Source organism: Pseudomonas mandelii, assembly GCF_006438925.1.
Classification (GTDB): Bacteria; Pseudomonadota; Gammaproteobacteria; order Pseudomonadales; family Pseudomonadaceae; genus Aquipseudomonas; species Aquipseudomonas mandelii_C.
On record NZ_RCZA01000011.1, the window covers coordinates 163,647 to 176,710 of the forward strand.

Below are 13,064 nucleotides of genomic sequence, written 5' to 3' on the forward strand. Positions count from 1 at the left end.
GTCTTGAGGGGGCCACCGGTGTCGGGACCACCCTCAAGCTTTGCTACATCAAGGCGAGCGATTAGCGTCGCTTGGCCATTTCGCTGATGAAGCGATCAAACAGTGGTGCTACGTCGTTCGGGCCAGGACTGGCTTCAGGGTGACCCTGGAAGCTGAAGGCGCTCTTGTCGGTAAGCTCGATACCTTGCAGGGTGCCATCGAACAGCGATTTGTGGATCGCACGGACGTTGGCTGGCAGGGTCGCTTCGTCTACCGCGAAACCGTGGTTCTGGCTGGTGATCATCACCACACCGGTATCCAGATCCTGGACCGGGTGGTTGGCACCGTGGTGACCGTGACCCATTTTCAGGGTTTTGGCACCGGAGGCCAGGGCCAGCAGTTGGTGACCAAGGCAGATACCGAAGACCGGAATTTCGGTTTCCAGCACATCTTTGATCGCTTGGATCGCGTAGTCGCAAGGCTCCGGGTCACCAGGGCCGTTGGACAGGAACACGCCATCCGGCTTCAATGCCAGCGCTTCAGCCGCTGGAGTCTGCGCGGGCACTACCGTCACGCGGCAACCGCGCTCGACCAGCATACGCAGGATATTCAGTTTGACGCCGTAGTCGTAGGCAACCACGTGGTACGGCAGCTCGGAGGCTTCGATAGTCGCGTGGCTGTCGGTTTTCAAATCCCAGACAGTCGAGCGCCACTCGTATTTCTCTTTGGTGCTGACGACTTTCGCCAGGTCCATGCCTTTGAGGCCAGGGAACCCCTGAGCGGCGGCGATGGCGGCTTCTTCGGAAATGTTGTCACCGGCCATGATGCAGCCGTTCTGCGCGCCTTTTTCACGCAGAATGCGTGTCAGGCGGCGAGTGTCGATACCGGCGATTGCCACAACGTTGTTGGCTTTCAGGTAGTCGGACAGGGACATCGTATTTCGCCAGTTGCTCGCAACCAGCGGCAGGTCACGAATGACCAGGCCAGCGGACCAGACTTGGTTGGACTCGGCGTCCTCTGGCGTGGTGCCGGTGTTGCCGATGTGCGGGTAAGTCAGGGTAACAATCTGTTGGGCGTAGGAAGGATCGGTAAGGATTTCCTGATAGCCGGTCATTGCGGTGTTGAACACCACCTCACCAACGGTTTGACCGTCGGCTCCAATGGCTTCGCCGCGAAAAATGCTGCCATCAGCAAGGGCGAGTATGGCTGGCTTAGTCAAGAAGACCTCCCGTAAATAAAGCCTGAAAGGGCGATCGCAGGTTGTAAAAAAGCGGAGTGACGTATGGACACGTCACCCCGCTTCTTCACCGAATAATTCTGCGCGCTTTTAGTGGACACACTAAAGCTGTAGCTTACAGAAAAAGGCATTTTTGGTCTACCGCCAATGAGCCTTAAAGGCCGGAGAATGCGACAGGACGTCGCTTGGCGTAATAAAACCGGGCCCAAACGCTGTGTTGGAACCCGGTTTCGGGCGCATCTTAACGCAGATCGAGCACGTCTTGCATGTCGTAAAGACCCGGTTCACGACCGTCCAGCCACAACGCAGCACGTACCGCGCCCTTGGCGAAGGTCATGCGACTGGACGCTTTATGCGTGATCTCCAGTCGCTCACCCTCACAGGCGAACAGCACCGTATGGTCGCCGACCACATCACCACCGCGAACAGTGGCAAAGCCGATCGTTTCACGCTCGCGAGCCCCGGTATGGCCTTCACGGCCATACACCGCAACCTTCTGCAGATCACGATCCAGGGCATTTGCGATGACTTCACCCATGCGCAGAGCCGTACCTGAAGGCGCATCGATCTTGTGCCGATGATGAGCCTCGATGATCTCGATATCCGCGTCATCACCCAGCACACGAGCAGCCATGTCGAGCAGCTTCAGCGACAGGTTTACACCGACACTGAAATTGGCTGCGAACACGATCGGAATTTCCTTGCCGGCCTCGGCCAGCAGTTGCTTCTGCGCGGCGTCCAGCCCTGTCGTGCCGATCACCATGGCCTTGCCCGCCTTACGGCAGAACGCCAGGTTTTTCAGCATGACTTCCGGGAGCGTGAAGTCGATCAGCACGTCAAACTCATCAGCCACTGCATCCAGATTGCCGGACAGTGGAACGCCGATCCGCCCCAGCGAGGCCAGCTCACCAGCATCCACGCCAATCAGCGTACTGCCGGGGCGCACGATGGCTGCCGTCAGCCCGGTCAGCGGTGCGCGTTGCTGAACCGCCTCGACCAGAATCTTGCCCATGCGCCCGGCAGCGCCCATCACAGCTATACGTCGCATGCCGACTCCTTACAAATCGCCGAAGAAGCGCTTCACGCCTTCGAACCAACCCGTGGTTTTAGGCGAATGGCTGTTGTCATCTGCCAGCGAGCTACGGAACTCTTCCAGCAGTTCGCGCTGACGACGCCCCAGATTGACCGGGGTTTCGACCGCCACTCGGCACATCAAGTCACCAGCACCGCCACCGCGCACTGGCGCAACGCCCTTGCCGCGAACACGGAACTGCTTGCCGGTCTGAGTCCCTTCAGGGATTTTCAGTTTGACTCGACCATCGAGGGTCGGAATCTCCAGCTCACCACCCAGCGCAGCATCGACAAAGCTGATTGGAACTTCGCAGAACAGGTGCTTGCCGTCGCGCTGGAAGATCGCGTGCTCACGCACGTTGATCACCACGTACAGGTCGCCAGTCGGACCACCCTGAGCCCCCGCCTCGCCTTCGCCGGACAGACGAATTCGATCACCGGTATCGACGCCGGCCGGCACTTTCACCGAGAGGGTTTTGTACTCTTCGACACGACCTTGACCGTCGCACGAGTCGCACGGATCGGAAATGATCTTGCCCTGGCCATGGCAGCGCGGGCATGTCTGCTGCACCGAGAAAAAGCCCTGCTGCATACGGACTTGACCGATACCGCCACACGTCGGGCAAGTGATCGGCGAGGAACCTTTCTTGGCACCCGAACCGTCGCACGGCTTGCAGTTGACCAATGTCGGAACACGGATATTCACGGTCGTACCGCGCACCGCTTCTTCCAGATTCAGTTCCAGGGTGTAACGCAGGTCGCTGCCGCGCTGAGCGCCGCCACGAGAACCGCCGCGACCGCCACCGAAGAAGTCACTGAAGACATCACCAAAAATGTCGGAGAAGTTCTGACCGCCAAACCCGGCACCGCCGCCGCCCATGCTCGGATCGACACCGGCATGACCATACTGGTCGTAGGCCGCACGCTTGCTGGAATCGGACAGGACTTCGTAGGCCTCGTTGGCCTCCTTGAACATATCTTCCGACGCTTTGTCATCGGGATTACGGTCCGGGTGGTGCTTCATCGCCAGGCGACGGTAGGCCTTTTTCAGGTCTGCTTCGCTTGAGCCACGCTCAACACCCAATACTTCGTAATAGTCACGCTTTGCCATAAGTCTTTGCACTCTTAAGGACGTCCGGCAAACCTCTCCTGAGCCTTGCCAAACTCGTTGAGCCCCAATACAGGCCCGGACCCAACTCACGTCAATTCAACGATCCTGGTCTTTGATTCGATGCGGTACTTTCAGCTCGAAAAGCAGGAGCATTCCCGGCCATACCGCCAACACACGAGCCTTGTCGCATGCTGTAAAAATTCGCTAACTCCAGACACGCCAACGCGGGAGCAAGCCCCCGCGCGGCGACATCCTACCAGTCACTGCCTAAAGGCAGTCAACCGGCCGACCAACAACTTACTTGTGGTCTTTGACTTCTTCGAACTCAGCGTCGACGACGTCGTCAGCCTTCTCAGCCGATTCGCCTTGCGGTGCAGCACCTTCAGCAGGTTGAGCCTGCTCGGCGTACATCTTCTGCGCTACTGGAGCGGAGACTTTCGACAGCTCTTCAACCTTGGCTTCGATCGCGGCCTTGTCGTCGCCTTTGACTGCGGCTTCCAGCGCAACAACAGCAGCTTCGATTGCAGTCTTCTCTTCAGCTGTCACTTTATCGCCAGCGTCTGCGACCATTTTGCGAGTCGAGTGAACCAGCGCATCGCCCTGGTTGCGAGCGGTTGCCAGCTCTTCGAACTGACGATCTGCGTCGACGTTGGCTTCAGCATCGCGAATCATCTGCTGAATCTCTTCCTCGGACAGACCGGAGTTGGCCTTGATCACGATCGACTGAGTCTTGCCGGTAGCCTTGTCTTTGGCGCCTACGTGCAGAATGCCGTTGGCGTCGATGTCGAAGGTCACTTCAATTTGTGGCACACCACGTGGTGCTGGTGGAATCTCGGCCAGGTCGAACTTGCCCAAAGACTTGTTCTGAGCGGCTTGCTTACGCTCACCTTGCAGCACGTGAATGGTCACAGCGCCCTGGTTGTCGTCGGCAGTCGAGAACACTTGCGATTTCTTGGTAGGAATCGTGGTGTTTTTCTCGATCAGCGCGGTCATCACGCCGCCCATGGTTTCGATACCCAGAGTCAGCGGGCTAACGTCCAGCAGCAGAACGTCTTTCACATCACCGGCCAATACTGCGCCCTGGATAGCAGCACCCATGGCAACCGCTTCGTCCGGGTTCACATCTTTACGCGCTTCTTTACCGAAGAACTCGGTCACCAGCTTCTGAACCAGTGGCATACGGGTCTGACCGCCGACCAGGATCACGTCGTTGATGGCGCCAATGTCGATGCCGGAGTCTTTCAGAGCGATGCGGCAAGGTTCGATGGTGCGTTGAACCAGGTCTTCTACCAGCGCTTCGAGCTTGGCGCGGGAGATTTTCACGTTCAAGTGCTTAGGACCGGTGGCGTCTGCAGTGATGTACGGCAGGTTCACGTCGGTCGAATTGCTCGAAGACAGTTCGATCTTGGCTTTTTCAGCGGCTTCTTTCAGGCGCTGCATGGCCAGCGGATCACCTTTAAGGTTCATGCCGCTTTCTTTCTTGAATTCATCAACCAAGTAGTCGATCAGACGAATGTCAAAGTCTTCACCGCCCAGGAACGTGTCACCGTTGGTGGCCAATACTTCGAACTGGTGCTCGCCATCGACTTCAGCGATTTCGATCACGGAAACGTCGAAAGTACCGCCGCCCAAGTCGTAAACGATCACGGTGTGATCGCCCTTCGCCTTGTCCATACCGTATGCCAGAGCGGCTGCGGTTGGTTCGTTGATGATACGTTTTACGTCCAGGCCCGCAATGCGGCCGGCGTCTTTGGTGGCTTGACGCTGGCTGTCGTTGAAGTAGGCCGGAACAGTGATCACCGCTTCGGTCACTGGCTCGCCGAGGTAGTCTTCGGCGGTCTTCTTCATTTTCTTCAGAATTTCAGCCGAGATTTGTGGCGGCGACATTTTCTGGCCGTTCACTTCAACCCACGCATCGCCGTTATCAGCCTTGGCGATTTTGTACGGGACCATCTTGATGTCTTTCTGTACGACTTCTTCGTCGAACTTACGACCGATCAGACGCTTCACCGCATACAGGGTGTTGTGCGGATTGGTCACAGCCTGACGCTTGGCCGATTGACCAACGAGGATTTCACCATCGTTGGCGTAAGCGATGATCGACGGCGTGGTACGCGTGCCTTCAGCGTTTTCAATAACTTTGGCTACGCCGTTTTCAAGCACGGAGACGCAGGAGTTGGTAGTCCCCAGGTCGATACCGATAATTTTGCCCATGTTCACTCTCCCGAAACTTTGGATTTGGTTGCCGCAGCAGTGGTGGCTAACTGCGGTAGCACTTAAACGCTTGACTTCTAAATGGGGGCCTTGCGGCTAATTTCAAGCCTGCTCGTCAATCGAAGGCGAAACCGGTGCCGGCGCCTTGCTGACCACGACCATGGCCGGGCGCAGCAGGCGACCGTTGAGCTGATAGCCCTTCTGGAACACCTTGAGCACGCTGTTCGGCTCGACGTCGGCGCTTTCCTGCATGGCCATTGCCTGATGCTGAACGGCGTTGAACGGTTCGCCATGCGGATCGATCGCTTCCAGCTGATAACGCTTCAGGGTGTCCTGGAACATTTTCAGGGTCAGCTCGATGCCTTCGCGCATTGGACGTATGCTTTCGTCGTCCGGGCTGGACAACTCCAGACCACGCTCCAGGCTGTCGATGATCGGCAACAAGTCACCGGCGAATTTCTCCAGTGCGAATTTGTGAGCCTTTTCTACATCCTGCTCGGCGCGACGGCGGACGTTCTGCAGATCAGCCGCTACACGCAAAGCCTGATCATGAGCGCCAGCCAATTGCTCTTCGAGCACTTGAACACGAGCCGCCAGTTCATCACCCGAGTCCTGGGCAGCCTGATCGGCGTCTAGATTTTGCGTATCCACTGTCTGTTCGTCAGCCATAGATTTCTCCTTTCAATATCGTCCGCGAGCTCAACTCGCGCTTCTGCCCAGCTATATGGGGCCGCAAAATTCAGCTTCAAGGGGCGCTTATTTATTAACCCTACAAAAAACACTGCATTGTCATTCCCAGGCGCACTAAGGATTTCGTCGGATCAAGCAAATCGAGCTAAGGGAGGGCATTGTCAGCCAGAAACAAAACACTGTATAAATAACCAGACCTAAAGCCTGGGAGCGGCCTTTATGCTGGTGCACCTGTCCGTACATAACTACGCCATCGTTGAACATCTCGATCTCGAACTCGATCGCGGGATGAGCGTGATCACTGGGGAAACCGGCGCCGGCAAGTCGATCATGCTCGACGCCCTCGGCCTGACCCTGGGCGATCGCGCCGACAGCGGCGTGGTTCGCCCCGGCGCCGACAAGGCCGATATCCTGGCAACCTTCGATCTGGTCGATATTCCAGAAGCCAGTGCCTGGCTGGCCGAGCGTGACCTGGAGAGCGACGGCCCGTGCATTCTGCGCCGGGTGATCACCGCCGAAGGGCGCTCGCGTGGCTACATCAACGGCACGCCCTGTCCCCTCGGCGACCTCAAAGCCCTGGGTGAACTGCTGATCGATATCCACAGCCAGCATGAACATCAATCCCTGCTCAAGACCGACACGCATCGCCGCCTGCTCGACGAGTACGCGGGAGCAACGGACCTTGCCCGTCAGGTACACCTGGCCGCCCAACGCTGGCGCCAGACCCGCCAGGAGCTGGAACGCCTTTCCAATTCCGGCGATGAGCAGCGCGCTCGCCATCAATTGCTCAGTTATCAACTCGAAGAGCTGGAAAACCTCGGCCTCGGCGAAAGTGAGCTAGAGCAGCTGGAACAGGAACACAAGAACCTGACCAACGCCGAAACCCTGCTGGGCATTTGCCGGCAAGTGGTCGAACAATGCAGCGAAAGTGATTCCGGGAATGTGCTGAACGCCCTCACCGCCAGCCTCAATCGCCTTTCGAGCGTCAACAATTCGATTGGGGCCCTGGGTGAAGCCAGCAGCCTGCTGACCAGTGCACAGATCCAGGTTGAAGAAGCCGTGGGAGAACTGAATCGCTTCCTTGATAACTTCGATGCCGATCCAGCGCGCCTTCAGTACCTGGAGGAACGCCTTGATGCGATCTATACCATGGCGCGCAAACACCGCATCCAGCCGACTGAAGTGGCCGAGATGCAGCAGCGTTTGCTGGATGAAATTGAAACCCTGAATGCCAACGACGAATCCATCGAGCGACTGAGCGATGAACTGGCCTCCTATGCCCGTCATTATCAGGAGAAGGCTCGTGAGCTGAGCGATTTGCGTCATCAGGCGTCGAGCAGCCTGGCTTGCGCCGTAGAGCAGGAAATCCAGCGACTGGGCATGCCCGGCGGGCGCTTCACCATCGAACTGCGCCCCAACAGTAGCGATGAACTGCTACCCAATGGCCTTGAGCAGGTAGAGCTGCTGGTGAGTGCTAACCCGGGCCAACCGTTGAAAGCGCTGGCAAAAGTGGCATCCGGCGGCGAATTGTCACGGATCAGCCTGGCAATTCAAGTGATCACCGCGCAGACCTCCCGCGTACCGACCCTGGTGTTCGACGAAGTGGACGTGGGCATCGGCGGCCCGACCGCCGAAATCGTGGGCCAATTGCTGCGTCGACTTGGGGAGCGCGGGCAGGTATTGACGGTAACTCACTTGCCGCAAGTTGCAGCGCAGGGACATCAACATCTATTCGTACACAAAGTGCGCGGCGAAGATGCCACTCACACAGCCGTCTCCAAGCTGAGCAAGAACGATCGTGTTGAAGAAGTGGCGCGGATGCTGGGAGGCATCGACCTTACAAAGGAATCTCTGGCTCATGCCAGGAAAATGGTCGTCACCGCGAAAATTTAAGACCAGCAGAAAGCACGAAGGCGACCCAGGGGTCGCCTTCGCTCGTTTCGCGAACCTTAAGTTCGCGCGACATGCTTACTTTTTCTTGCGTACGTACAGTACAAGGTTGTGATCAACCATCTCGAAGCCATACTTGTCGACGATTGCCTTCTGCAGTCGCTCGATTTCTTCGTCGAAGAATTCGATCACTTCACTGGTCTCGACGTTGACCATATGGTCGTGATGCTTGCCGTCGTCCAGTTCGAAGACCGCATGGCCCCCGTCGAAGTTGTGCCGCACCACAAGGCCTGCTGCCTCGAACTGGGTCAGGACACGGTAAACCGTGGCCAGACCGACGTCCTCACCAGCCTCCATCAGCGCCTTGTAGACGTCCTCGGCACTCATGTGGCGTTGCTCGGCGGAATCGAGCATTTGCAGAATTTTGACCCGTGGAAGGGTCACTTTGAGGCCGGCTTTGCGTAGTTCGCTATTTTCAACCATGGTCAGCTTTCTCGCGATGCTGCTTCGCAGCTTCTCTTAATGCGGGTATGATCGGCGTTTACGTTGTCCCAGCCAAGATAGTGGAAGTCGCCCACCGATGCAAAACACCAAGCTCTTGCTAACCAGTTTCACCTTTGTGGGACTGCTCGCACTCGCCGGTTGTTCATTCCCCGGGGTTTACAAAATCGACATCCAGCAGGGCAATGTCGTCACGCAGGACATGATAAACCAGTTACGCCCGGGAATGACCCGCAAGCAAGTACGGTTTATCATGGGCAACCCTCTGTTGACCGACACGTTCCATGCCGATCGCTGGGATTATCTGTACAGCCTGCAACCGGGTGGCGGTGAACGCCAACAGGAACGCATTAGCGTTATCTTCAACCCAAATGACCAGCTTGTCAGCCTCTCTGGTGATTTCATGCCAGGCGTGAGCCGCGACGAAGCCATTCTCGGCAAGGACAGCGGCGCTTCAGTTGCTGCGCCAGCAGAAAACGCCGAGAAGCCGAAACCAGAAAAACCGGTCAAGCCAGGTTCGTTGCTGGACCAGATCCAGAAGGATGTCGACGGTGTAGAAACCGTTCCAGTCCCGACTCCAGAACCTCTGGAAACCTCGCCGCAATAGTTTGCGACGCAATAAAAAACCCGGCATGTCCGGGTTTTTTTATTGTCCAGCATTTGAGCGAATCACTGATTCCGGGTTTTGGCCTCAGCAGCCTTGGCTGCGCGCAACCGACGAACTTCTTTCGGATCAGCCAGCAATGGCCGGTATATCTCGATGCGATCTCCAGCCTGGGCAAGATGCCTGTCCGGATCAGCGATCACTTTACCGAAGATCCCCACCGGACAACTGGCCAGATCCAGCTCCGAAAACGCCTCGCCGATGCCTGACTTCAGCAAAGCCGCCCGCACGGTTATTCCTGCTGGAACCGTCACCGAGAGAAGCACCTGACGATCAATGGCGGCATACACCACCTCAACGTCGATCACGGCCTCAACCATGCATCTGCTTGGCGCGTTGGCAGAAGGCATCCACCAGCGTATTGGCCGCCTGATTGAACAACGGCCCCAGGGTCGCGCGGACAATCGGCCCGGCGTAATCGAACGACAGGTCCAGGCTGATCTTGCAGGCTTTCTCGCCCAACGGCTTGAACACCCAGACGCCATGCAATTGATTGAACGGGCCTTCCTCGAGGTTCATCTCGATCGAATGCCCAGGCACCAGCGTGTTGCGCGTTACAAAATGCTGGCTGAGACCGCCCTTGGCCACGCCGACGCTAGCGCGCATATGTTCAGGAGAACTCTCCAGGACTTCGGCCGAGGAGCACCACGGCAGGAATTCCGGATAACGGGTCACGTCGTTGACCAGGTCATACAGCGCTTGTGCCGGGTACGGCAGCAGGGCCGAACGTTGAATGTGTGTCGTCATGTCAGCGTCACTTCCACAGCTGGGCGGCAAACACTACGAGAATGCCGATGGGCGCCACATAGCGCATCAAGAACAAGGACAGGGCGAACAACACCGGGCTGCGGATCGACAACTCGTCTCGTACCGCTTCACGCCCCATCACCCAGCCTGCAAACACCACGAAACACAAACCACCGAGTGGCAACATGATCCGCGAGGTGAAGAAATCAATCACACCAAAGAAGTCCAGGCCACCGGCCGCACCCCATTGATAGAGGTGGAACACCCCGCCTTCGTTCACGAAAAATTTGGCTTCCTTCCAGATATTGAAGGAAAACACCGTGCCCAGACCGACAAACCAGCAGATAAATGCCAGCCAGAAGGTGACCCACGCGCGGCTGACTTTCGTGCGTTCAACCAGGTAAGCCACCATCGGCTCAAGCAGGGAAATCGCCGAACTCCAGGCAGCAATCGCTACGAGCACGAAGAACACTACGCCCATCAACTGACCAAACGCTACGTTACCGAAGGCAAAGGGCAGACTGACGAACATCAGGCCAGGACCTTCGCTTGGGTTCAGACCGCCAGCGAACACAATCGGAAACAACGCCAGACCGGCCACCAGAGAAACGAAGGTATCGAGCAGTGCCACGCCGACGATGGTACCGGAAATCGATGAGTTCTTTGGCATATAAGCGCCGTAAATCATGATCGAACCGACGCCCACGCTCAGAGAAAAAAACGCGTGCCCCATGGCGGGCAGCAAGCCGTCGAGTACTTTTTCCGGGCGGAAGTCGAACATGAAATGCACGCCTTCCATGAAATGCCCGGTAGTCATGCTGTAACCCAGCAGAACAATCACCATCACAAACAGCAGCGGCATCATGATCCGCAAGCTGCGCTCCAAACCTGCAACCACGCCTTTGGCGATCACCACGGCCGATAGCAGCATAAAAATCGTGTGCCAAAGTGTCAGGCGCCACGGATCAGCAATGACATTGCCAAAGTACGCGCCGACCTGGTCGGGCGTTGCACCCTGGAAGTCGCCACGGCCCATGTCGATGATGTAATCCAGAGACCAGCCGCCCACCACACTATAGAAAGACAGGATCAGCAATGCCGTGATCATCCCGGCGAATGCGCCCCAGGACCATTTACCCGAGTGCCCGGCTTCCAGCGCCAATACCTTCAAGGCGTTGGCCGGGCTTTGACGTGCACGACGGCCGATCAGGGTTTCGGCCAGCATGACCGGCACACCGATCAGCGCGATACAGGCCAGGAACATCAGCACGAAGGCGCCGCCGCCGTAGACGCCGACCATGTACGGGAATTTCCAGATACTACCCAGGCCCACGGCCGAACCCGTCGCGGCGAGTATGAAGACCCAGCGGCTAGCCCAACTGCCGTGGACAGAAACCTTGTCTGTCGACATCGTTATCACGCCCAAGCGTTCAAAAAAGAGGCCGCATTGTCCGGGATTCAATCAACCTGCTCAAGCACGTAGCGATACCGTAGCCGACTCGCGTGCAACTCCCTATAATGCCGCCCCTATGGCTAAACAGAAGAAACACCCAACAGGGACCATCGCGCAAAACAAAAAGGCGCGACACGATTACTTCATCGAGCATAAGTTCGAGGCTGGTCTGGTCCTGGCCGGCTGGGAAGTAAAAAGTCTGCGGGCAAGCAAGCTACAACTGGTTGACAGTTACGTACTGCTCAAGGATGGCGAAGCCTGGCTGCTCGGCAGCCACATTACGCCGCTGATGACCGCCAGCACCCACGTCATCGCTGATCCGACCCGCACCCGAAAATTGCTGCTCAACCGGCGCGAGCTGGAAAAGCTGGCCACGGCCGTGCAGCAAAAAGGTTATGCCTGCGTGTGCCTGTCCTGGTACTGGAGCAAGCACATGGTCAAGTGCGAGATCGCCCTGGGCAAGGGTAAGAAGGAATACGACAAGCGTGATACCGAACGCGAACGCGACGCCGGTCGCGAGTTGCAGCGTGCGGTGCGCAACAAGGGCAAGGAAGATTAATCTTTCAGCCTGAGCGTTGTGGCGCTAGCGAAAAGATCGCAGCCTGCGGCAGCTCCTACATAGATCGCGTATCCATGTAGGAGCTGCCGCAGGCTGCGATCTTTTGTTTCAAACAATCACATCCCCTTGCGCCGCTCCGCCCGAGCCATGCGCTGTACTTCTTGACGCACTTCTTCCAGCACTTCCTGCACGTACAAAATGTGTCGGCTGGAGACTTCCCGTGCCTGCTCGGCCCTTCCTTCAATAATCGCCAGGTACAACTCCCGGTGTTGCGTGATAAGCATGTCGCGAGTTTCTGTACGCTGCTTGTACATCCCGCCGATATTGGTCACCACGTTGCGTTTGAGCAGATCGAACAAGCCGCGAATGGTGTGCAGCAACACCGCGTTGTGACTGGCTTCAGCAATTGCCAGGTGGAATTTCGCATCCGCCGCCCCCTCTTCCGCCCGACTTACCTCGTCGTGACGCGTATAGCAGTCCTGCAATTCGTTGAAGGCCGCGGTCAATCGCTCGCGATCAACGTCCGTAGCACGCATGGCCGCGTAATAGGCGCAGGAAGCTTCCAGGGTGTGACGAAATTCCAGCAGATCGCGCTGCGCTTCAGGGTTGCTTTCCAGCAAATGCAGCAGCGGATCGCTGAAGGTTGACCCCAGCGACTCCACCACATAATTGCCGCCACCCTGGCGACTGACCAGCAAGCCCTTGGCCGCCAGTTTCTGAATCGCTTCGCGCAACGAAGGGCGTGACACGCCGAACTGCTCGGCCAACGCACGTTCGGCCGGCAAGCGCTCACCCGCCTTCAGCGTGCCCTCGAGAATCATCCCCTCGAGCTGCTCGACAATATCGTCAGACAAACGGCGCTGACGAATTTGATCAAACCCCATAACTCAATTCTCCACGATCCCGACGGCTCGCCGGGGTCTCTATTCTGGCCTATCAGGGCTGTGT

Annotated in this window: 13 protein-coding genes; 3 read left to right on the plus strand and 10 right to left on the minus strand. The window is 57.4% G+C overall.

The annotated features are described in order from the left end of the window. Window positions 1-61: 61 nt before the first annotated feature. The 5 genes from carA to grpE form a co-directional block, all read right to left on the minus strand. Window positions 62-1,198, minus strand: coding sequence for a glutamine-hydrolyzing carbamoyl-phosphate synthase small subunit (gene carA, locus EAH74_RS24390; RefSeq protein WP_140681653.1), 1,137 nt, complete (start codon window positions 1,196-1,198; stop codon window positions 62-64). Between the two features lie 259 nt (window positions 1,199-1,457). Continuing rightward, window positions 1,458-2,264 carry a 4-hydroxy-tetrahydrodipicolinate reductase gene (gene dapB, locus EAH74_RS24395; protein ID WP_140681655.1) on the minus strand — a complete coding sequence of 269 codons (807 nt, stop codon included), beginning with the start codon at window positions 2,262-2,264 and terminating at the stop codon, window positions 1,458-1,460. Between the two features lie 9 nt (window positions 2,265-2,273). Continuing rightward, entirely contained in the window at window positions 2,274-3,398 is a 1,125-nt protein-coding gene (gene dnaJ, locus EAH74_RS24400) for a molecular chaperone DnaJ (protein WP_008149037.1), read from the minus strand. Between the two features lie 297 nt (window positions 3,399-3,695). After that, window positions 3,696-5,612 carry a molecular chaperone DnaK gene (gene dnaK, locus EAH74_RS24405; RefSeq protein ID WP_008149038.1) on the minus strand — a complete coding sequence of 639 codons (1,917 nt, stop codon included), beginning with the start codon at window positions 5,610-5,612 and terminating at the stop codon, window positions 3,696-3,698. 102 nt (window positions 5,613-5,714) lie between these two features. After that, complete coding sequence (gene grpE / locus EAH74_RS24410; RefSeq protein WP_033058135.1) at window positions 5,715-6,281, minus strand: nucleotide exchange factor GrpE; 567 nt, start codon at window positions 6,279-6,281, stop codon at window positions 5,715-5,717. Window positions 6,282-6,521: 240 nt separating this feature from the next. Between grpE and recN the strand changes: the two genes are divergently transcribed. Beyond that, on the plus strand, window positions 6,522-8,195 hold the full coding sequence (gene recN / locus EAH74_RS24415; RefSeq protein WP_140681657.1) for a DNA repair protein RecN: 1,674 nt from the start codon (window positions 6,522-6,524) through the stop codon (window positions 8,193-8,195). Between the two features lie 75 nt (window positions 8,196-8,270). Here the strand turns inward: recN and fur are convergent, their stop codons facing one another. Further along, a complete protein-coding gene (gene fur, locus EAH74_RS24420) occupies window positions 8,271-8,675 on the minus strand; it encodes a ferric iron uptake transcriptional regulator (RefSeq protein ID WP_003197684.1) in 405 nt (134 codons plus the stop codon). A gap of 97 nt (window positions 8,676-8,772) precedes the next feature. Between fur and EAH74_RS24425 the strand changes: the two genes are divergently transcribed. Continuing rightward, window positions 8,773-9,300: an outer membrane protein assembly factor BamE gene (locus tag EAH74_RS24425; protein ID WP_140681659.1), complete on the plus strand. Its 528-nt coding sequence runs from the start codon at window positions 8,773-8,775 to the stop codon at window positions 9,298-9,300. Between the two features lie 62 nt (window positions 9,301-9,362). On the opposite strand, the gene EAH74_RS24430 is transcribed toward EAH74_RS24425, so the two are convergent. Genes EAH74_RS24430 through EAH74_RS24440 form a run of 3 tightly spaced genes read right to left on the minus strand, consistent with a single transcriptional unit; the run spans window position 9,363 to window position 11,515 of the window. After that, complete coding sequence (locus EAH74_RS24430) at window positions 9,363-9,677, minus strand: RnfH family protein (protein ID WP_140681661.1); 315 nt, start codon at window positions 9,675-9,677, stop codon at window positions 9,363-9,365. Then, a complete protein-coding gene (locus tag EAH74_RS24435) occupies window positions 9,670-10,104 on the minus strand; it encodes a type II toxin-antitoxin system RatA family toxin (RefSeq protein ID WP_140681662.1) in 435 nt (144 codons plus the stop codon). The genes EAH74_RS24430 and EAH74_RS24435 overlap by 8 nt, the downstream gene beginning before the upstream one ends. A gap of 7 nt (window positions 10,105-10,111) precedes the next feature. Further along, window positions 10,112-11,515 (minus strand): sodium-dependent transporter, encoded by a 1,404-nt coding sequence (locus EAH74_RS24440; RefSeq protein ID WP_140681664.1) that lies wholly within the window; start codon window positions 11,513-11,515, stop codon window positions 10,112-10,114. Between the two features lie 118 nt (window positions 11,516-11,633). Between EAH74_RS24440 and smpB the strand changes: the two genes are divergently transcribed. Next, window positions 11,634-12,116, plus strand: coding sequence for an SsrA-binding protein SmpB (gene smpB / locus EAH74_RS24445; protein ID WP_008149046.1), 483 nt, complete (start codon window positions 11,634-11,636; stop codon window positions 12,114-12,116). A gap of 116 nt (window positions 12,117-12,232) precedes the next feature. Here the strand turns inward: smpB and EAH74_RS24450 are convergent, their stop codons facing one another. Next, on the minus strand, window positions 12,233-13,000 hold the full coding sequence (locus EAH74_RS24450; protein ID WP_008149047.1) for a GntR family transcriptional regulator: 768 nt from the start codon (window positions 12,998-13,000) through the stop codon (window positions 12,233-12,235). Between the last annotated feature and the right edge of the window lie 64 nt (window positions 13,001-13,064).